This is a genomic window from Streptomyces sp. NPDC056222 (assembly GCF_042264065.1).
GTDB lineage: Bacteria > Actinomycetota > Actinomycetes > Streptomycetales > Streptomycetaceae > Streptomyces.
Window position 1 is genome coordinate 1 of record NZ_JBHJTL010000043.1, and the last position, 18,030, is coordinate 18,030.

Below are 18,030 nucleotides of genomic sequence, written 5' to 3' on the forward strand. Positions count from 1 at the left end.
CCATAAAAACCCCTCACGCGCCCCCCCCCCCCCCCCCCCGCGCGCCCCCCCCCCCCCCCCCGGGCGGGGCGGGGGGGGGGTTTACCCCGGCGCCCCCCCGCGCCCAGGGTGCCGAGGGACCGGATCAGGAGCTAGTGGAAGGTGTGCTCCTCGGCGGGGAACGCCCCGCCGGTGACGTCCTCCGCGAAGGCGCGCGCGGCGTCGCCGAGCGTCTCGCGGAGGTTGGCGTACTGCTTGGTGAACCGCGGGACCTTGCCGCCGGTCAGACCGGCCATGTCGGTCCACACGAGGACCTGGGCGTCGGTGTCCGGGCCGGCGCCGATGCCGATGGTCGGGATGTGCAGCGAGCGGGTGACCTCGGCGGCCAGCTCGGCCGGGACGAGCTCAAGGACGACGGCGAAGGCGCCCGCGTCCTGCGCCGCCTTGGCGTCGCTGAGCAGCCGGTGCGCGGCCTCGTCGCTCCGGCCCTGCACCCGGTACCCCATGGTGTTGACGGACTGCGGGGTCAGGCCCAGGTGGGACATGACCGGGATCCCGGCCTGGACGAGCAGCTCGGTCTGCGGCAGCGAGCGCTCGCCGCCTTCCAGCTTGACCGCGCCGACGCCCGCGTCCTTGACGAGCCGGGTGGCGTTGCGCAGGGCCTGGACGGGCCCTTCCTGGTACGAACCGAAGGGGAGGTCGCCGACGACGAGGGCACGCTTGGTGCCCCGGACGACAGCGGCCGACAGGAGGGTCATCTCGTCCATCGTGACGGGCACGGTGGTGTCGTAACCGAGGTGACAGTTGCCCATGGAGTCGCCGACGAGCACGACCGGGATCCCGGCCTCGTCGAAGACGGACGCGGTCATCGCGTCGTAGGCGGTGAGCATGGGCCACTTCTCGCCGCGAGCCTTGGCCGCGGTGATGTCGTGGACGGAGATACGGCGCGTGCCCTTGCCTCCGTACAGCGCCTTGCTGCTGTCGGGGGACTGCTTCGGGGCAGGCTGAAGCGTCATGGTGAACGGCTCCTTCGTCATCTCGAGGCGCCCTGACGGCGTCCCCGGATCACGTCCATGGTGGCACCTCGCGCCACGGCGCGGAAAGAGGGCCGGAGTGGTGCTGTTCACACCGCCGCAACGGAAGAAAGCCGCCGAGTACGGGCACGCGGGGATGGCTATGGACACGTCGTCGTGAATGTGCGCGTTCTGTCACAGCCACCCGCCCCGCGCCACCTGCAGGAACCCGCCGCGCCGCTGTGTCGTCCCCCGTGGCAGTACGGCAGGCCCGGCATCACCTAGTGTCGACGTCGGGTCACAGAGCAAGGCAGTGAGGACTGAGTGATGGCGCGGGTGGACATGGCGGAGACCGAGAACGGCGGCGCGGGGGACGAGCGCTCCCGGCCCCGGTTCCGGGCGGCGCTCGACCGCTGGCGCGGTGACCGGGGCATCTGGCGCCGCGGGATCCTCCTCGCCGTCTGTGCGGTGCTGCTCACCCTGCTGATGGTCTTCCACGCCGAGATCCCCAACCGGATCGGCAACCTGGGCAGCCTCACCGAGACCTTCCTGCCGTGGCTGGGCGTGCTCGTGCCGGTCCTGCTCGTCCTGGCGCTGCTGCGGCGCTCGGCCACCGCGTTGATCGCCCTGCTCCTGCCGACCGTGGTCTGGGCCAACATCTTCGGGGGGCTCATCACCGACAAGTCCGGCGCGGGCGGCGATCTCACCGTCGCGACCCACAACGTGAACGCCGACAACCCCGACCCGGAGGGGACCGCCCGGCAGATCGCCGCGTCCGGCGCGGACGTGGTGGCCCTGGAAGAGCTCAAGGGCGAGATGGTCCCCGTCTACGAGAGCGCCCTGGCGAGCACGTACGCGTACCACTCCGTGCAGGGCACGGTCGGGCTGTGGAGCAGGTACCCGCTGAGCGATCCCCAGCCGGTGGACATCGGTATGGGCTGGACCCGCGCCATGCGTGCCACCGTCGCCACGCCGAAGGGCGATGCGCGGGTGTACGTGGCGCACCTCCCGTCCGTACGGGTCAAGATGAACGCGGGCTTCACCGCCAACCAGCGCGACAACAGCGCGAACCTGCTGGGCGAGGCCATCGCCTCCGACCGGCTCGAGCGGATCATCCTGCTCGGCGACCTCAACGGCACCATGAACGACCGCGCGCTGAACGCCGTCACGGCGCAGATGCGCTCCACCCAGGGCGCGTCGGGCGACGGCTTCGGCTTCAGCTGGCCGGCCTCGTTCCCGATGGCGCGGATCGACCAGATCCTCGTGAAGGGCGTGGAGCCGGTCTCCTCGTGGACGCTGCCGGAGACCATGAGCGACCACCTGCCGATCGCGGCGCGCGTACGGCTCTGACGTCCGGCCCGGCACCGGCCCCCTTGCCCGGTGCCACGCCGCCCGGCCCGACACCCCGCCCCGGCATCGAATCGAGCGCAGGCCGAAACCCCCTCGTCACCTGAGGGAGGCCGACGGGAACATTTCACCTGAGAGTATTTGTTCAGTCGAAGAACTATTCGTCTGGAAAGGCTCTCCCCATGCCCCTGGCGCTGCTCGCGCTCGCCGTCTCCGCCTTCGGCATCGGCACCACCGAGTTCGTGATGATGGGCCTGCTGCCCAATGTCGCCGACGACCTCGGCACCTCCGTCCCCACCGCGGGGCACCTCGTCTCCGCCTACGCGATCGGCGTCGTCATAGGCGCCCCGCTGCTCACCGCGCTCGGCTCGCGCGTCCCGCGCAAGAAGATGCTGCTTCTGCTGATGGCGCTCTTCGTCGTCGGCAACCTGGCCTCCGCCCTCGCTCCCGGCTTCGGCTGGCTGATCGGCGGCCGTGTCCTCGCCGGGCTCCCGCACGGCGCGTTCTTCGGCGTCGGAGCCGTCGTCGCCGCACGGCTCGTGCGCGAGGACCGGCAGGCGCGCGCGGTGGCCACGATGTTCCTCGGGCTCACCGTCGCCAACATCCTCGGCGTACCGGCCGCGACCCTGCTCGGCCAGCACCTCGGCTGGCGGGCCACCTTCCTGGTCGTCACCGTCATCGGCCTGCTGGCCATGGTGGCGCTCGCCCGGCTCGTGCCGTACGTGCCCGTCGACGAGCGGCAGAGCCTGGGGCGCGAGATGCGCGCGCTCGGCCGCCCGCAGGTCCTGCTCGGTCTGCTCACCGCGGTCTTCGGCTTCGCGGGCGTCTTCGCGGTCTACTCCTACCTCGCGTCGATGACGACCGAGGTGATGGGCTTCGGGCAGTCCTCCGTCACCCTCGTCCTCGCCCTCTTCGGCATCGGCATGACGGCCGGCGCGCTCGCCGCGGGCCCGCTGACCGACCGGGCGCTGCGGCCGACGCTGTACGGCTCCCTCGGCGCCCTCGCGCTCGTCCTGGTCGCCTTCCGGTTCACGATCCACGTGCCGTGGCTGGCGCTCGTGACCGTCGTCGTCCTCGGCGCCGTCGGCTTCATGACCACCACCCCGCTCCAGATGCTGGTCATGAACAAGGCCAAGGACGCGCCGACCCTGGCCTCCGCCTCCAACCACTCCGCCTTCAACCTCGCCAACGCGGGCGGCGCCTGGGCGGGCGGCGCGGCCGTCGCCGCCGGCTGGGGCTGGACCTCCCCGACGCTCGTCGGCGCGGGCCTCGCCGTCGTCGGCCTGGCGATCGCCGCCGTGGCCGGACTGCTCGACCGGACGCGGACGGCGGAGGGCGCCTCCCGCGTCGTCGCGGGAAGCGCCCAGGCCGCCGAAGGGCACGAGCCCGCCGTCAGCGGCTCGTCGTCTCCCGCCAGCGGTTCGTGATCGGCAGCCGGCGGTCCTTGCCGAAGCCCTTCGCCGAGATCTTGGTGCCCGGCGGGTACTGGCGCCGCTTGTACTCAGCCGTGTCCACCATCCGCAGCGTCCGCGTGACCAGCTCCTCGTCGAAGCCGGCCGCGACGATGGCGTCCTTGCCCTGGTCGCGGTCGACGTACATCGCGAGGATCCGGTCCAGGACGTCGTAGTCCGGCAGTGAGTCGGTGTCCACCTGCCCCGGGCGCAGTTCGGCGCTCGGCGGCTTGGTGATCGAGCTCTCCGGGATCGGCGGGGTCATGCCCCGCTCCTCGGCCGCCCGGTTGCGCCAGCGCGCGAGCCGGAACACGGTCGACTTGTAGACGTCCTTGATGGGTCCGTACGCGCCGACCGAGTCGCCGTACAGCGTCGAATACCCCACCGCCAGCTCCGACTTGTTGCCGGGCGCGAGGACGATGTGGCCCTCCTGGTTGGAGATCGCCATCAGCGTCGTGCCGCGCAGCCGGGACTGCAGGTTCTCCTCCGCCAGACCCGTGAGCCCGAGCGCACCCATGTACGCGTCGAACATCGGCTCGATCGACACCGTACGGAAGTTGAGCCCGGTGCGGCGGGCGAGCTCGGCGGCGTCGCCGCGCGAGTGGTCCGAGGAGTACTTGGACGGCATCGAGACGCCGTACACGTTCTGCGCGCCCACCGCGTCGCAGGCGATCGCCGCGACCAGCGCCGAGTCGATTCCGCCGGAGAGGCCGATGAGGACGGAGCGGAAGCCGTTCTTGGCGGCGTACGCGCGCAGGCCCACGACCAGCGCCGAGTACACCTCCTCGTCGTCGTCGAGCCGGTCCGCGTAGCCGCCGGTCAGCTCCGGCTCGTACGCGGGCACCGGCTCCTCGGAGAGGATCACGCGGTCGATCCGCAGCCCGTCGTCCACGATGCCCGTGGGCGCGTCGGGGGAGGCGGCCGGCAGGTCGAGGTCGAGGAGCACACTGCCCTCGGAGAACTGCGGGGCGCGCGCGACGACTTCGCCGCTCGCGTCGACGACGATCGAGTCGCCGTCGAAGACCAGCTCGTCCTGGCCGCCGATCATCGCGAGATAGGCGGTGGTGCAGCCCGCCTCCTGGGCGCGCTTGCGGACCAGTTCGAGGCGCGTGTCGTCCTTCTCCCGCTCGTACGGCGAGGCGTTGATCGAGACGAGCAGCCCGGCGCCCGCACTGCGCGCGGCCGGCACCCGGCCGCCCTCCTGCCAGAGGTCCTCGCAGATCGCGAGGGCCACGTCCACGCCGTGGACCCGGACGACGGGCATGGTGTCGCCCTGGACGAAGTAACGGAACTCGTCGAAGACGCCGTAGTTGGGGAGGTGGTGCTTGGCGAAGCGCAGCACCACCTCGCCGCGGTGCAGCACGGCGGCGGCGTTCTCGGGGGACCCGGCGGGCCGCCCGAGCCGGGGCTCGGCGCGGTCCGAACGGTCGAGATAGCCGACGATCACGGGCAGCTCCCCGAAACCCGCGGCGTCGAGGCGTCGGGCGAGCGCCCGCAGGGCGTCCCGGGACGCCTCGACGAAGGAGGAGCGCAGCGCGAGGTCCTCGACGGGGTAGCCGGTCAGCACCATCTCGGGGAACGCGACCAGATGCGCGCCCTGCTCGGCGGAGTGCCGGGTCCAGTGGACGATCGCCTCGGCGTTCCCGGCGAGATCGCCGACGGTCGAGTCGATCTGATTCAGAGCGAGGCGTAGTTGAGGCACGCGCCCAGTGTAATCGTCAGACCGACGCTATGTCGTGGCGACGCCAAGCTCCGAGACGGATGTCTCCAGGTGGCCGGGTGATCGCGTGACCGGGTGGCCGGCGCGTCACGGTGTGCGGCGTCCCGGCGTCCGGCCGGTCCCGGTGTGCGGGACACCGGGTCCGACCGGGCGTCCGACTACTTCGTCGGGCCGGTCCAGATCGCTTCCTCGTGCTCGAGGATCGTCGGGCTCAGCTCGACCTGCAGCTCCCCGTCCGCCTTCGCCGGGACCGAGAAGGCGAAGTCGGCCTTGGCCTGCTTGCCGGGGAGCACGTTGCCCTGGAACATCTCCGTCGCGTTGCTGCCGTCGAAGACCGGCTCGGCCCGCGAGCCCTCCGCGTCGCTCGCGTCCACCAGGGCGCCGGAGACGTCGAGGGTCTTCTTGCTGCCGTTGACGATCGTGACCGTCACCTGGAACGCGCTGTTGCCCTTGGCGTGCCCGGCGGCGAACTGGTCGGGCTTGTAGGCGCGCGGCTTCGAGACGGTCACCTTGATCCCGTCCTCGTACGCGAAGGTCTGACCGAACTTCAGCGCCGCGGGGGCGGTCTCGGTCGGCGCGGCCTCCGTGGGCGCAGCGCCGGGCTCGGTGGGAGCGGTGGTGACCTTCTCCTGCTTCTTGATCTCCTTGTCGATGTCGTCCGCGATGTCCTTCACCGCGGTGACGACGACGATCAGCCAGACGATCGAGACGACGATGGAGGCCGCGCCGAGGACGAGTCCCGTGAGGGCCATCCCCTTGTTCGTCGCCTCGCCCTTGCGGCCGCGGGAGTGGCCGATGATGCCGAATATGAGGGCCAGCACTCCCAGGATCCCGCCCAGCCAGAACGAGAACGGGAAGATCGCGAAGAGCAGGCCCACGATGCCGAGGACGAGAGCGGTCACCCCGAGACCGTTCCGCGGCTGCTGGAACGGGGGCTGCGGGGGCATCCCGGGCATACCGGTCGGCGGCTGGCCCCAGGGGCTCTGGCCGGGGGCGTTCGTGGGCATGGTCATGCGCATCCTCCGAGGTGGCTGAGGTTTTGACGGTAAGCCAGATGATTATGGAGGAGCCACGTATTTTGTGTGCAACTCGTGTTCATGAGGCGAGAGTCTCCGATGTGCGCGGCGGCCGAACCCCGCCGACCATGGGCTCATGACGACCCGTGAGCATCGCGAATCCGGACGGATCCACCCCGACCACCGGAGCTAGAAGGCGCCCGAATAGCATCTCGTACCACTATGTCCAGAAGCCGTACGCGAACCGTCGCCGCCCTCCTGCTGTCGCTGGGCGCGCTCGCGTACACCGCCTGGGTCCTCGAAGTCGTCGTCCGGACCGGGCTCGACCCGATACGGACGTACGTCTCCGAACTCGCCGCCGCCGACCAGCCGCTGGGCGGGCTGTTCCGCGCGACCGACCTCGTCGCCGGCCTCCTCGTCCTCGCCGGGGCCCTGACCGCACTCGCGCTCCCCGGCCGCCGCCCCTGGACCGTCACCGGCTGGCTCGCCCTCGCCCTCTTCGGCGCCGCCACCGCCGTCGACTCCCGGCTGCCGCTCAGCTGCGCGCCCACCGCCGACCCGGAGTGCGCCGCGCGCGAGACCGCCGGACTCGTACCGGCCACCCACACGGCACACGCCGTCAGCTCCGGCCTCGCCATGACGGGCGCCCTGGTCGGCATGCTCGCCCTGACGATCGCCGCCCGCCGCTACCGGATCTGGCGGCCCCTCGCCCGCACCGGACCCCTCGTCGTCGCCCTCGAACTGGCCGCCACCGTCTGGACGCTGGCCGCCGTCGCCGCATTCGAGGCCGGCAAGGGCACGTTCTCCCTGGGGGCCGGGCAGCGGCTGCAGGTCCTCCTCGTGGCAGTCTGGCTCGCGATACTCGCCGTCTCCGTGGCCAGGGAGAGAGCTTGAGCATGTTCGTACGGGTCGGGGGCGTGGCCCACCACGTCGTCGTCGAGGGCGCCGGACCCGTCTGCGTGCTCAGCGCCGGCCTCGGCATGAGCTGGTTCGACTGGGACCCGGTCGTCCCGCTGCTGGCCCCGCACCGCACGGTCGTCCGGTTCGACCGCCCCGGCCACGGACTCTCCGCCCCGGCCGCCGTCCCACCCAGCGCCACCGGCGAGGCCCACCGCGTCGCCGGCCTCCTGGACGCCCTCGGCCACCCGGAGCCCGTCACCGTCGTCGGGCACTCCATCGCCGGTTTCCACGCCGAGGCCTTCGCCCGGCTCCACCCGGACCGTGCCGCCGGGATCCTCCTCGTCGACTCCTCCGTCGAGGAACACGCCCGTACACCCGCGGCGCCGGCGCTGCGCACCGCCGCCGCCCGCGGCCTGGGCACGCTGCTCTCGGCCGCCGGAGCGCCCGCCGCCCTCGGCCCGGCCGTCCGCCGCGCCACCGTACGGCTCTCCCGCGCCACCGGCGGGGACCCGGCGCCCGCCGAGCTCGTACGCCGCTGCTACGCCACCTCACGCGTCATGCAGGGCACGCTCCTGGAGAACACCCACTACCGCGCGGTCGCCGCCCAACTCCTCGCCCTGCGCGAGCGGCACCCGCTCCCGCCCGGCCTTCCCGTCACCGTCCTCGCGGCTCCGGACGGCTCCGCCCGCTGGGCGCGTCGGCAACGCGCGCTGGCCCGCCGGCTCGACGCCCACTACGAGGCGGTCGAGCCGTCGGGCCACCTGATGATGCTGGACCGCCCCGACGCGGTGGCACGGGCGGTGCTGCGCCTCGGTCCCGGTCAGCGGGACGCGTAGACGCTCGCGCAGAACTCCTTGATCTGCTCGTCGTCCAGATGCTGCGCCAGATCCGCCTCGCTGATCATGCCCACCAGGCGCTTGTTCTCGATGACCGGGAGCCGCTTGATCTGGTGGCCCGTCATCTCATGGAGTACCTCGCCCACGTCCGAACCCGCCTCGATCCAGCGCGGGGTACCGTGGGCCATCTCTCCGCAGGTGACCTTCGCCGGGTCGTGGCCCATGGCCACACAGCCGACGACGATGTCGCGGTCCGTGATGATGCCGCACAGCCGTTCGTTCTCGTCGGCGATGGGTAGCGCGCCCACATTGAGGTCGCGCATCATCTGTGCCGCGCGGTCGAGCGTTTCGTGCCGGGGGATCCACTGGGCCCCGGAGTGCATGATGTCCTTCGCCGTGGTCATGGGGTGCGTACCTCCGTCAGAACGTCGTCGTACGTACGTCCCCGAGCGTCAACCATTGTCCGCGTACGAAGCGGCCCCCGCGACCGCTGGGGTCACGGGGGCCGATCGTGGTCCTGCTCAGGCGCGCGGCTTCGCGCCCCGCGCCTTCAGCAGATCCGCCATGAGCGCGATCTCGGACTCCTGGGCGTCGACCATGCCCTGCGCGAGGTTCCGCTCGATCTCCACGGAGCACTTGTCCACGCAGCCCTGGGCCATGTGGACGCCGCCCTTGTGGTGGTCGGTCATCAGCTGGAGGTAGAGGATCTCGGCCTCCTTGCCACTGGCCTTCCGCAGCTGCTCCAGCTCGGTCTTCGTCGCCATGCCCGGCATCAGAGCCCCGTCGAGGGGACCGGTGTCGCCGTGCCCGTCCATGCCCATCCAGGCCATCGGCTCGGTGCCCGACTCGACCTTCGGCAGACCCCACATGTCCAGCCAGCCCAGCATCATGCCGCGCTGGTTGGCCTGGGTGTTGGCGATGTCGTACGCCAGCCGGCGCACCTCCTCGTCCTGAGTGCGGTCCCGGACGATGAACGACATCTCGACGGCCTGCTGGTGGTGGACCGACATGTCACGGGCGAAGCCCGCGTCCGCCGAAGCCGACACAGGGGTCGCCGGCGCCTCCTCGCGCTCCGCGGAGGCGACCGTGACGGCACCCCCGGCGAAGAGCAGCGCGAGGACGACGGCCGCGATCGACGCCCCGTGCGTACGGGTCAGCTTCACTGGGTGGCCCCGACACCGCCGGTGCAGGCCGCGCCCGGCTCCGGGGTCTGCGGGCCCTGCACGTACTTGGTGAAGAAGGCGTCGACCCGCGGGTCGCTCGCGCTGTCCACGGACACCTGCTTGCCCCAGGCGCTCAGCGTTATCGCACCGGCCTGGTCGTCGACCGGGCTCATCAGCGAGTACGGGGTCTTGCCGACCTTCTCGGCCAGCTTCTTCACATCGGCCTCCGCGGCCTTCTTGCTGTACGTGACCCAGACCGCGCCGTGCTCCAGCGAGTGCACGGCGTTCATGTCGGCGATCTTCGTCTTGTAGACGTCGCCGTCGCAGTTCTGCCAGACCTGGTCGTGGTCACCGCCGACCGGCGGCTTCATCTCGTAGGCGACCGGGGTGGTCACGTGGTTGCGGCCGAGCTTCTTGGCGTCCCAGGACTTCTCGTCCTTGATGGGGGCCTTGGCGGCTGCCTCCTGCTGCTCCTTCTTCTCGGACTGCTTGTTGAGCACATAGCCGCCGAAGCCGACGAGGCTCAGGACGACCACGGTGGAGACTCCGATGGTGATGAAGCGGTTGCGGCGCTCGCGGGCCTGCTCGGCGCGGCGCATCTCCTCTATTCGGGCGCGGCGGTCGGCGTTGGAGGAGCGGTTGGCGGCCATGGTGATGTCGTCCTTCTCGGATGTGGGGTGGCGGGGGGCGTGAGCCGTGGGGCGGAGCGGATGGGGCCCGTCGGCTATGTCCGCAGTACTTGAAGGACGTGCAGGTCCGGTGCGCGGGGCTGCGCGTCGGAGCGCGGCGCCCGGTCGGCGTCGTACGACGGTCCGAGGCGCGGGAACCGGCCCTCCGCGTGGTGCGGGGGGTCGAGCGGCGGCGCGGTGAGCACCGCCGGGCTGAGCGAGGGGAACAGGGAGCAGTCGCCGCGGTCGTACGGGCAGACGTATTCGTCCGCACCCGTGGTCCGCTGATGGTGCGCCTGCGCGGGCTCGTCGTGGGTTACGGCGTCGCCGACACCCAGACAGACGAAGAGCGCGGCGAGGAGCGTCGCCACGGCACTCACCAGTGCCATGGGACGCGCGCGCCGGGACAGGCGTACGAGTGGAGTGCCCCCCATGGGCGGAGATCGTAGTGGCCGGAACGCCTGGAGGGGACAGGCGGGGGGAACGTAGGGGAACAGACGCACGGAATCGGGCGGTCCCCCGTTACCTGAGTCACACCCGAGCAGGCACTATGGGTGTGCAACGTGCGCGAAACCATGTGGTGGGATGCTCAGGTGCCCCCCGATGTGCCCGAGGCGGTGGGAACAGGCGGCCTGACCAGCAAAGATGGGTGTGGAAATGGACAAGCAGCAGGAATTCGTGCTCCGGACGCTCGAGGAGCGCGACATCCGGTTCGTGCGGCTGTGGTTCACCGACGTCCTCGGCTTCCTGAAGTCGGTGGCCGTGGCGCCCGCCGAGCTTGAGCAGGCGTTCGACGAGGGCATCGGCTTCGACGGCTCCGCCATCGAGGGCTTCGCCCGTGTATACGAGTCGGACATGATCGCCAAGCCGGATCCGGGCACCTTCCAGATCCTGCCGTGGCGCGCGGAGGCCCCGGGCACCGCCCGGATGTTCTGCGACATCCTCATGCCGGACGGCTCCCCGTCCTTCGCGGACCCGCGCTTCGTCCTCAAGCGCATCCTGGCCAGGACCTCGGACCTGGGCTTCACCTTCTACACGCACCCCGAGATCGAGTTCTTCCTGCTGAAGGACAAGCCGCTGGACGGCACGAAGCCGACCCCGGCCGACAACTCGGGCTACTTCGACCACACCCCGCAGAACGTGGGCATGGACTTCCGCCGCCAGGCGATCACCATGCTGGAGTCGATGGGCATCTCGGTGGAGTTCTCCCACCACGAGGGCGCTCCGGGCCAGCAGGAGATCGACCTGCGGTACGCCGACGCGCTGTCCACGGCCGACAACATCATGACCTTCCGCCTGGTCATGAAGCAGGTGGCGCTGGAGCAGGGCGTGCAGGCCACGTTCATGCCGAAGCCGTTCTCGGAGTACCCGGGCTCGGGCATGCACACCCACCTCTCCCTCTTCGAGGGCGACCGCAACGCGTTCTACGAGTCGGGCGCGGAGTACCAGCTCTCCAAGGTGGGCCGCTCCTTCATCGCCGGCCTGCTCAAGCACGCCGCCGAGATCTCGGCCGTCACCAACCAGTGGGTCAACTCCTACAAGCGCATCTGGGGCGGCTCGGCCCGCAGCGCGGGCGCGGGCGGCGAGGCCCCCTCGTACATCTGCTGGGGTCACAACAACCGCTCGGCACTCATCCGCGTCCCGATGTACAAGCCCGGCAAGACGGGTTCGTCGCGCGTCGAGGTCCGCTCGATCGACTCCGGCGCCAACCCCTACCTGACCTACGCGGTCCTGCTCGCGGCGGGCCTCAAGGGCATCGAGGAGGGCTACGAACTCCCGGCCGGCGCGGACGACGACGTCTGGGCCCTCTCGGACGCGGAACGCCGCGCGATGGGCATCGAGCCGCTGCCGCAGAACCTGGGCGAGGCGATCGCCCTGATGGAGAAGAGCGAACTGGTCGCCGAGACGCTGGGCGAGCACGTCTTCGACTTCTTCCTGCGCAACAAGAAGCAGGAGTGGGAGGAGTACCGCTCCGAGGTGACCGCCTTCGAGCTGCGGAAGAACCTGCCGGTGCTGTAAGGGCAAGCCATAAGCAGTGCAACCCTGACGCGAGGGTTTGGGCCGACGGCGGACTGCCGGCGGCCCAGCCCCGTTCTGATCGCCCCGGGCCGTCTGTGGGCCGTCCGACGTCGGCCCTGTGCACTCCGTCGACGGTCCGCCGAGCGCGCGCCACCGAGCGCGCTTCTGCAGGTTTCCGCGGAGCTGTTCGAATCTGCCCGCGCGCCGGACGTCGGAGGGGCCCGTGCCGCCGACTGCCGCGCCGTCGGCGGCGTTCGCAGTTCGCCCTCGGCCGGCACGTCCTCCACCCGCGCCGGATCGGCATGGACCGCTGGGCGGCCATGCCCTTAGCCTGACCGTCGTTCGAAGATCAACGTGTCGGGCGGGTCTCCGGAACGCCGCTCGCAGGGGGGTGTGCCATGCACAGTAGGGGGAGCGCGTGATGTCAGGCAGAGCAGGGCTCGTGAAGGCGCTGGCGGTGATCGGGCTCGTGCTGGGGGTGATCGGGTCCATCACCGCCTGGTTCCTGTCGTTCGAGGGCTATCTGCCGGGCGACTCCATGGTGCGGACCTGGGCCACCGCGAAGGACCGGCCCAGCGATGGCAAGGCCAACGGCAGTTGGGTCGTCGGGGACGTCGCCGTCCGCAGCCGGTTCGATGCGGTGACCGGCTTCGGCATCGCCGACGGGCAGGACGGGAAGAAGCTCTGGGAATTCGTACCACCCGGCCGCGCCCAGATCTGCGGGAGCGCGCGTCGTGCGGGCGAGGGGGTCCTCCTGGTCGCGTACGGCACGGAGAGCAGTGCCACCAGCGGCGGGAGCGGCAAGCCCGCCTCGCCGGGCAAGGGCAAGGGCTGCTCGACCGTCCTCGCCTTCGACATGAAGGACGGGCGGGAGCTGTGGAGCGTCCCGCGGACCGTCTCGGACGGCCGGTTTCCCGGGGACGGATTCCTGGATGCGGGGGGCGGCCTGGCATTGATCCACCACGAACGGACCGAGCAGGAGGTGCGGACGCCGGGCGGCAACCGTTCCCTGCGCGCCCTCGACCTCCGCACAGGCAAGGCCCGTTGGACGGCGGCCGTTCCCGGCACGTGCGGGGTGTGGGAAACGTTCGTGGGCAAGGAACAGGTCCACGCCGTCCTGGCCTGCGGCGGGGAGGACGCGGACGGCCCGGGCTCCGACAGCGGCGGGGACGTCGAGCTGATGGCGGCGGCCTTCGATCGCGGCACCGGCGCCCTGAAGTGGAACGTTCCCATCGATGCCCGTCGCCCCGTGTCGACGGACTCCAGCGTGGTCATCGAGTCGGCCGACCCCTTGGTGCTGAGGGTGGTGCGGTCCTCGAACGGGAACTCGGGCGAGGCAACGGGCGCGTTCGTCTCCTTCGGCCAGGATGGGCATCCTCGGCCCGGCATCGAGCTCAGCGGCGACTACGGCCAGATCGACGCGGCGGAGGTCGTCGGCGAGCGGATGTACGCGCTGGCGTGGACCTATTCCAAGGGACGGCACTACCGGCTGATCGCCTTCGACCTGAAGACCGGCGAAGAGGTGTGGAACAACGAGTTGGACGAGCCTGCGGCCGGGCTGGCCGTGCGGGGCGACCGGGTCACCGTGCTGTGCGAGTGGTCAACCCAGGCCAGCGCCATCACCGAGCTGCTCGTGTACGACGCCGGCAACGGCGAGGAACTCGACGAGCGCCATTTCCGTGAGGAAGCGCCCAGCGGCTACTTCTTCGAGCACGACGGGCGGATCATCGTCGTCGGGGCGGCCGGCGATCATGCCTTCACCGCGTTCGAGCGCTGGTGAGCCGATGGCTGTCCTGCCGCAAGGCAGGCCGCCGGTCGAGGCGGGGGTAGTCGACCTCGACGAGGACGACTACCGCTGAACTACAGCTGCCCGGCCGGTCACGTGATCGGCCGGGCAGCTCCTACCGAGACCGGACGAGGGCGGACCGTCCGGTGTGAGGCAATACGCCCAGGGGGAGACGTGTTCTCAACCTCTCGACGGCGGCGGTGCTCAGAGACGGGTGACGTACGGCCCACGACCGGACCGTACGGATCCACTGAGCACTGCCCCCGAAGGGACCGATCACCCGATGACGCGCGCTCTGCTCGCCCTGACCGGCGGCCTCGCCGCCATGACCCTTGCCGTCGGTCCCGCGCCGGGACCCTGGGTCACCGAGGAGTTCCCGGCCGGCACCGCCCGGCTGATCGCCGCCGAGCGCATCGACGCCGACACCACCTGGACGGCGGGCTTCCGCAGATACGGCGAGGGAAAGCCGCAGTCCCTCCGTCCCGTCCTGTACGGCCGGGAGGACTCCTCGCGCCGCTGGAAGCAGATACCCACCCCACTGGACGACGCCCCGACCCGCATCAACGCGATCGGCGCGAGCCCGGAGGGCGACGCCTGGCTGGTGGGCGATGCCGACCAGGGCACACGCACGATCCACACCGCGCACCGTGACGACACCGGCTGGAAGCTCGCGCCCGCGCCCTTGCCCGAGTCCACGCTGACCGGCGGATTCCTCGGGGTGGACGCCGTGGACGAGGACGATGCGTGGGCGGTCGGCTGGACCCAGCCCGACGGTCCGCTCTTCACCTTCCACGGACTGATCGAGCGCTGGGACGGCGTGGCCTGGCGACAGGTGGCGCCACCCGCGCTCGACACCGACTACTGGTCGCTGTGGGGCGTCACGGCGATCGCCCCGGACGACGTGTGGGCCGCCGGCGCCATCGGCACCCCGGAAGGCCTCCGCCCTCTGCTGCTGCACTACGACGGGACGTCCTGGTCCCGGCAGCCCGCACCCGAACTCGACTCCCTGGCGGCGGAATTCACTTTGCTGGCCTCGAACGGACCGAACGACGTATGGGCTGTCGGCCGCGTCGAGCGCGGAGCGGACGGGAGGGACCACGGGCTGGTCGCCCATTTCGACGGCACGCGGTGGAGCGTGGTCGACGCCCCCGTCGGTCAGGGGCGGCTCTACGGCCTGAACGTCGCCCGCGACGCGGTCGTCGTGGTGGGCGACCGGAACGGAACCAAGCCCATCGGGGCGCGACTGCGGTACGGCCGCTGGCAGGCGCTGCGTCTCCCGGACGTGGGCACCGAGGGCACGGCGGCCGTCGACGTCGTCACCACGGGCCGTGCCCTCACTGTCGTCGGGGTGGCCACCAACAAGCCCGCCGCCGGGGAGGAGGACCCCGGGCCGTTCCCCTTCGCGATCAGGGGCGGATTCTGAGCGCGCCGCCGCGTTCCCGGGCAGCGGTCGGCGGATGGCTCCGTACGAGTACGAGCCCCGGATCCCGGGCCTGTGCGATGGTGGTCGTGTGACCAGCTTGGAAGATCTCGTTCGGCTGCGCCGGGCCCGTGACCTGATGGACCGCGAGTACGCGGAGCCGTTGGACGTGCAGGCCTTGGCGCGGGTCGCGCTCATGTCGGCGGGGCATTTCTCCCGGAGCTTTCGGGCCGCCTTCGGCGAGACCCCGTACAGCTACCTGATGACGCGCCGGATCGAGCGGGCCAAGGCGCTGCTGCGGCGCGGGGACCTGTCGGTGACGGAGGTCTGTTTCGAGGTCGGCTGTACGTCGCTGGGGTCGTTCAGCTCGCGGTTCACCGAGCTCGTCGGCGAGAGCCCCAGCGCCTACCGGGCCCGTGACCACGGAGACGGCGCCGCCATCCCCGCCTGCATCTCCAAGATCCACACGCGACCGGTCAGGAACGGAGAAGCGAAAGCCGACCCCCGCTCGTAGCGTGAACGCATGGACATCAACCTCTCTCAGTGCTTCATCGCCGTCGACGACCACGACAAGGCGCTCACCTTCTACCGGGACGCTCTCGGCCTGGAGGTGCGCAACGACGTCGGGTTCGAAGGGATGCGCTGGGTGACGCTCGGCGCACCCTCGCAGCCCGACGTGGACATCGTCCTCGAACCGCCGCTCGCCGACCCCAACGCCTCACCCGCCGACCGGGAGGCCATGGCGGAGCTGCTCGCGAAGGGCCTGCTGCGCGGTGTCATCTTCCGCACCGACGACGTCGACGCCACCTTCGAGCGCATCCGCGCCGCGGGCGGCGAGGTCCTCCAGGAGCCGGTCGACCAGCCGTACGGCGTCCGCGACTGCGCCTTCCGCGACCCGTCCGGCAACATGCTCCGTTTCGCCCAGCCCCGCGGGAAGTGAGCTCACCCACGCGGTGTCTTGATATACGCCGTTGACGCTCCGTCGGGGGCGGCGGAAACTGCCCCGATGAAGATCACCTCGTTCGTCACCGGGCGTCTGCTGCTGCATCCGCTCACCGTTGCCGAGGCCGAGCGGATCGTCGCGCAGGCGCCCGCACGGGAGGACCGTTGGGCGCCGGGGTATCCGGCCGACGGGGACCTGGCCGGGGCACGCGGGTTCCTCGGCGTGTGCGCCGCGCAGGGGGATCCGGGCGTGTTCGGGGCGTACGAGATACGGCGGCGGACGGACGGGGCCGCCGTGGGCGGGATCGGGTTCCACGGGCCGCCGGACGACGAGCGGTTCGTGACCGTCGGGTACGGGCTGATACCGGACGTACGGGGGCTCGGGTACGCAGCCGAGGCGCTGCGGGCACTGCTCGAACTCGCCAGGGAACAGGGCGTCGCCGGCGCGAAGGGCGACGCCGATCTCGCGAACGTCGCCTCGCAGCGCGTGATGGAGGCCGCGGGGATGCGGTACGCGGGGGAGGACGAGCGGGTGCGGTACTACCGGGTGGACTTCCCGCCGGTGGTCTGAGTCCGGACTCGGTACGGCCGGGTGGACTGGCCGCCCTGCGGTCTGAGCCCGGACTCCGTACGACCGGGTGGTCTGCCCGCCGGCGGTCTGCGTACGGACCGTTGGGCCTGACCACGGACGCCGGCCCGACCACGGACGCTGGCCCAACCGCGCGGGGCCTCGGCACCGGCGTGCCGGGCCGTGTCGCCCCCGCTCCCGCCGCCCCCCCGCCCCGCCCGCCCCCCCTCAGCGTTCCGACAGCTCCGCCGGGGCCTCCTGGATCACCCAGCCGTTGCCGTCCGGGTCCTGGAACGACATGAACGAGTTCCACGTCTCGCCCTTGCCGTCCTCCCAGCCCGTCTTGCCCACGTGCCGGATCGGGGTGACGTCCACACCGCGGTCGACGAGTTCCTTGCGGGCCGCCTCGATGTCGGTGACGCAGAGCTGGAGACCGTGCAGGGTGCCGGGGGCCATGTTCTTCGTACCGGGCATCGACGGCATCCCGCTGAGCATCGCGATCGAGCAGCGCGAGCCGGGCGGCGTCGCTTGGATGATGCGCATCCCGGGCGCGACCTCGTCGTCGAGGTCGATCTTGAAGCCGCACTTCTCGCCGTAGAACTCCTTCGCCCGGTCCATGTCGGTGACCGGGACGGGGACGACTTCGAGCGTCACGTTCATGCAGGTCTCCTCAGAAACGCCAGCGGGTCTGGCCGAAGGGCTCGCCCTTGGTGAAGCCGAACGCCGTGCGCGGCGCCACGGCGAACACCAGGGCCGTCCCACCGTCGCCCACGAACGCGCCGTCGCGCACCTCGAATCGCCAATCGTCGCCGTACTTCTCGACGTACGCCCTGGTCAGCGCCTGCAGGCGGGTCTCGTCGGTCACCCGAACGGCCGTACCTTCGACCACCAGATCGAAGCCCTCGGCGAGCGAGGCGGTCCCGGTGGTGAGGACCACCTCCTGGTTCTCCTCGAGGTTGCGCGCCTTGCGCTCCTCGGGACCCGTGCAGAAGTGCAGCGCACCCTCCGACCACACCGCGATCAGCGGAGTGACGTGCGGGCGGCCGTCCGGGCGGACGGTGGTGAGCCAGAAGACCTCGGCCTCGGCGAGCCGCGCGGCGGCCTCGGACCACTCGGCGGCGTGGGCCTTCGGGTCGCTGAAGCGGGGGTCCAGAGTGGTCTCCGGGGCCATGATCTCCTCCAGTGCGGTGCGGTCGGCGTTC

The 18,030-nt window shown here is 71.2% G+C and carries 19 protein-coding genes; 10 read left to right on the forward strand and 9 right to left on the reverse strand.

Going from position 1 to position 18,030, the window contains the following annotated elements; translation table 11 throughout:
* Nucleotides 1-131: 131 nt before the first annotated feature.
* The gene (gene panB / locus ACFC0D_RS20835) at nt 132-995 is read right to left on the reverse strand and encodes a 3-methyl-2-oxobutanoate hydroxymethyltransferase (protein ID WP_376437902.1); all 864 of its coding nucleotides are present in this window, start codon (nt 993-995) and stop codon (nt 132-134) included.
* Between the two features lie 324 nt (nt 996-1,319).
* Between panB and ACFC0D_RS20840 the strand changes: the two genes are divergently transcribed.
* Both ACFC0D_RS20840 and ACFC0D_RS20845 read left to right on the forward strand, forming a co-directional pair.
* Nucleotides 1,320-2,342 (forward strand): endonuclease/exonuclease/phosphatase family protein, encoded by a 1,023-nt coding sequence (locus ACFC0D_RS20840; RefSeq protein ID WP_376437904.1) that lies wholly within the window; start codon nt 1,320-1,322, stop codon nt 2,340-2,342.
* A gap of 179 nt (nt 2,343-2,521) precedes the next feature.
* Nucleotides 2,522-3,766, forward strand: coding sequence for an MFS transporter (locus tag ACFC0D_RS20845; RefSeq protein WP_376437906.1), 1,245 nt, complete (start codon nt 2,522-2,524; stop codon nt 3,764-3,766).
* On the opposite strand, the gene ACFC0D_RS20850 is transcribed toward ACFC0D_RS20845, so the two are convergent.
* Both ACFC0D_RS20850 and ACFC0D_RS20855 read right to left on the reverse strand, forming a co-directional pair.
* On the reverse strand, nt 3,732-5,492 hold the full coding sequence (locus ACFC0D_RS20850) for an NAD+ synthase (protein ID WP_376437908.1): 1,761 nt from the start codon (nt 5,490-5,492) through the stop codon (nt 3,732-3,734). The two genes, ACFC0D_RS20845 and ACFC0D_RS20850, sit on opposite strands and share 35 nt — an antisense overlap.
* A gap of 176 nt (nt 5,493-5,668) precedes the next feature.
* Entirely contained in the window at nt 5,669-6,523 is an 855-nt protein-coding gene (locus tag ACFC0D_RS20855) for a DUF4190 domain-containing protein (protein ID WP_376437910.1), read from the reverse strand.
* A gap of 225 nt (nt 6,524-6,748) precedes the next feature.
* On the opposite strand from ACFC0D_RS20855, the gene ACFC0D_RS20860 reads away from it, so the two are divergent.
* Nucleotides 6,749-7,420 (forward strand): DUF998 domain-containing protein, encoded by a 672-nt coding sequence (locus ACFC0D_RS20860; RefSeq protein ID WP_376437912.1) that lies wholly within the window; start codon nt 6,749-6,751, stop codon nt 7,418-7,420.
* A 2-nt stretch (nt 7,421-7,422) separates the two neighbouring features.
* Complete coding sequence (locus ACFC0D_RS20865) at nt 7,423-8,262, forward strand: alpha/beta fold hydrolase (RefSeq protein WP_376438003.1); 840 nt, start codon at nt 7,423-7,425, stop codon at nt 8,260-8,262.
* Here the strand turns inward: ACFC0D_RS20865 and ACFC0D_RS20870 are convergent.
* The 4 genes from ACFC0D_RS20870 to ACFC0D_RS20885 form a co-directional block, all read right to left on the reverse strand.
* Nucleotides 8,247-8,666, reverse strand: coding sequence for a CBS domain-containing protein (locus tag ACFC0D_RS20870; protein WP_376437914.1), 420 nt, complete (start codon nt 8,664-8,666; stop codon nt 8,247-8,249). The two genes, ACFC0D_RS20865 and ACFC0D_RS20870, sit on opposite strands and share 16 nt — an antisense overlap.
* 117 nt (nt 8,667-8,783) lie before the next feature.
* Nucleotides 8,784-9,419: a DUF305 domain-containing protein gene (locus ACFC0D_RS20875; protein ID WP_376438005.1), complete on the reverse strand. Its 636-nt coding sequence runs from the start codon at nt 9,417-9,419 to the stop codon at nt 8,784-8,786.
* 2 nt (nt 9,420-9,421) lie between these two features.
* Complete coding sequence (locus tag ACFC0D_RS20880) at nt 9,422-10,075, reverse strand: DUF3105 domain-containing protein (protein ID WP_376437916.1); 654 nt, start codon at nt 10,073-10,075, stop codon at nt 9,422-9,424.
* 74 nt (nt 10,076-10,149) lie between these two features.
* The gene (locus tag ACFC0D_RS20885; protein WP_376437918.1) at nt 10,150-10,527 is read right to left on the reverse strand and encodes a hypothetical protein; all 378 of its coding nucleotides are present in this window, start codon (nt 10,525-10,527) and stop codon (nt 10,150-10,152) included.
* A gap of 223 nt (nt 10,528-10,750) precedes the next feature.
* Here ACFC0D_RS20885 and glnA point away from each other — a divergent pair, with 223 nt between their 5' ends.
* From glnA to ACFC0D_RS20915, 6 genes are all read left to right on the forward strand, one after another.
* Entirely contained in the window at nt 10,751-12,112 is a 1,362-nt protein-coding gene (gene glnA / locus ACFC0D_RS20890; RefSeq protein WP_376437920.1) for a type I glutamate--ammonia ligase, read from the forward strand.
* A gap of 421 nt (nt 12,113-12,533) precedes the next feature.
* Nucleotides 12,534-13,892, forward strand: a complete 1,359-nt coding sequence (locus tag ACFC0D_RS20895) for a PQQ-binding-like beta-propeller repeat protein (protein ID WP_376437922.1) — start codon at nt 12,534-12,536, stop codon at nt 13,890-13,892.
* Nucleotides 13,893-14,181: 289 nt separating this feature from the next.
* Nucleotides 14,182-15,321 carry a hypothetical protein gene (locus tag ACFC0D_RS20900; protein WP_376437924.1) on the forward strand — a complete coding sequence of 380 codons (1,140 nt, stop codon included), beginning with the start codon at nt 14,182-14,184 and terminating at the stop codon, nt 15,319-15,321.
* Nucleotides 15,322-15,409: 88 nt separating this feature from the next.
* Complete coding sequence (locus ACFC0D_RS20905) at nt 15,410-15,832, forward strand: helix-turn-helix domain-containing protein (protein ID WP_376437926.1); 423 nt, start codon at nt 15,410-15,412, stop codon at nt 15,830-15,832.
* A 9-nt stretch (nt 15,833-15,841) separates the two neighbouring features.
* Nucleotides 15,842-16,258 carry a VOC family protein gene (locus ACFC0D_RS20910; protein ID WP_376437928.1) on the forward strand — a complete coding sequence of 139 codons (417 nt, stop codon included), beginning with the start codon at nt 15,842-15,844 and terminating at the stop codon, nt 16,256-16,258.
* A gap of 66 nt (nt 16,259-16,324) precedes the next feature.
* Nucleotides 16,325-16,831 (forward strand): GNAT family N-acetyltransferase, encoded by a 507-nt coding sequence (locus ACFC0D_RS20915; RefSeq protein WP_376437930.1) that lies wholly within the window; start codon nt 16,325-16,327, stop codon nt 16,829-16,831.
* Nucleotides 16,832-17,056: 225 nt separating this feature from the next.
* Here the strand turns inward: ACFC0D_RS20915 and ACFC0D_RS20920 are convergent, their stop codons facing one another.
* Together ACFC0D_RS20920 and ACFC0D_RS20925 are read right to left on the reverse strand one after the other, a co-directional pair.
* Nucleotides 17,057-17,488, reverse strand: coding sequence for a VOC family protein (locus ACFC0D_RS20920; protein ID WP_376437932.1), 432 nt, complete (start codon nt 17,486-17,488; stop codon nt 17,057-17,059).
* 10 nt (nt 17,489-17,498) lie between these two features.
* Nucleotides 17,499-17,999 carry a pyridoxamine 5'-phosphate oxidase family protein gene (locus tag ACFC0D_RS20925; protein ID WP_376437934.1) on the reverse strand — a complete coding sequence of 167 codons (501 nt, stop codon included), beginning with the start codon at nt 17,997-17,999 and terminating at the stop codon, nt 17,499-17,501.
* Nucleotides 18,000-18,030: the final 31 nt, after the last annotated feature.

Coding starts and splice junctions, on each gene's coding strand:
- ACFC0D_RS20920 (WP_376437932.1), bottom strand. CDS start 17,488: ATGAACGTGACGCTCGAAGTCGTCCCCGTCCCGGTCACCGACATGGAC.
- ACFC0D_RS20885 (WP_376437918.1), bottom strand. CDS start 10,527: ATGGGGGGCACTCCACTCGTACGCCTGTCCCGGCGCGCGCGTCCCATG.
- glnA (WP_376437920.1), top strand. CDS start 10,751: ATGGACAAGCAGCAGGAATTCGTGCTCCGGACGCTCGAGGAGCGCGAC.
- ACFC0D_RS20845 (WP_376437906.1), top strand. CDS start 2,522: ATGCCCCTGGCGCTGCTCGCGCTCGCCGTCTCCGCCTTCGGCATCGGC.
- ACFC0D_RS20915 (WP_376437930.1), top strand. CDS start 16,325: ATGAAGATCACCTCGTTCGTCACCGGGCGTCTGCTGCTGCATCCGCTC.
- ACFC0D_RS20860 (WP_376437912.1), top strand. CDS start 6,749: ATGTCCAGAAGCCGTACGCGAACCGTCGCCGCCCTCCTGCTGTCGCTG.
- ACFC0D_RS20870 (WP_376437914.1), bottom strand. CDS start 8,666: ATGACCACGGCGAAGGACATCATGCACTCCGGGGCCCAGTGGATCCCC.
- ACFC0D_RS20865 (WP_376438003.1), top strand. CDS start 7,423: ATGTTCGTACGGGTCGGGGGCGTGGCCCACCACGTCGTCGTCGAGGGC.
- ACFC0D_RS20900 (WP_376437924.1), top strand. CDS start 14,182: ATGACGCGCGCTCTGCTCGCCCTGACCGGCGGCCTCGCCGCCATGACC.
- ACFC0D_RS20895 (WP_376437922.1), top strand. CDS start 12,534: ATGTCAGGCAGAGCAGGGCTCGTGAAGGCGCTGGCGGTGATCGGGCTC.
- ACFC0D_RS20840 (WP_376437904.1), top strand. CDS start 1,320: ATGGCGCGGGTGGACATGGCGGAGACCGAGAACGGCGGCGCGGGGGAC.
- ACFC0D_RS20855 (WP_376437910.1), bottom strand. CDS start 6,523: ATGACCATGCCCACGAACGCCCCCGGCCAGAGCCCCTGGGGCCAGCCG.
- panB (WP_376437902.1), bottom strand. CDS start 995: ATGACGCTTCAGCCTGCCCCGAAGCAGTCCCCCGACAGCAGCAAGGCG.
- ACFC0D_RS20925 (WP_376437934.1), bottom strand. CDS start 17,999: ATGGCCCCGGAGACCACTCTGGACCCCCGCTTCAGCGACCCGAAGGCC.
- ACFC0D_RS20910 (WP_376437928.1), top strand. CDS start 15,842: ATGGACATCAACCTCTCTCAGTGCTTCATCGCCGTCGACGACCACGAC.
- ACFC0D_RS20880 (WP_376437916.1), bottom strand. CDS start 10,075: ATGGCCGCCAACCGCTCCTCCAACGCCGACCGCCGCGCCCGAATAGAG.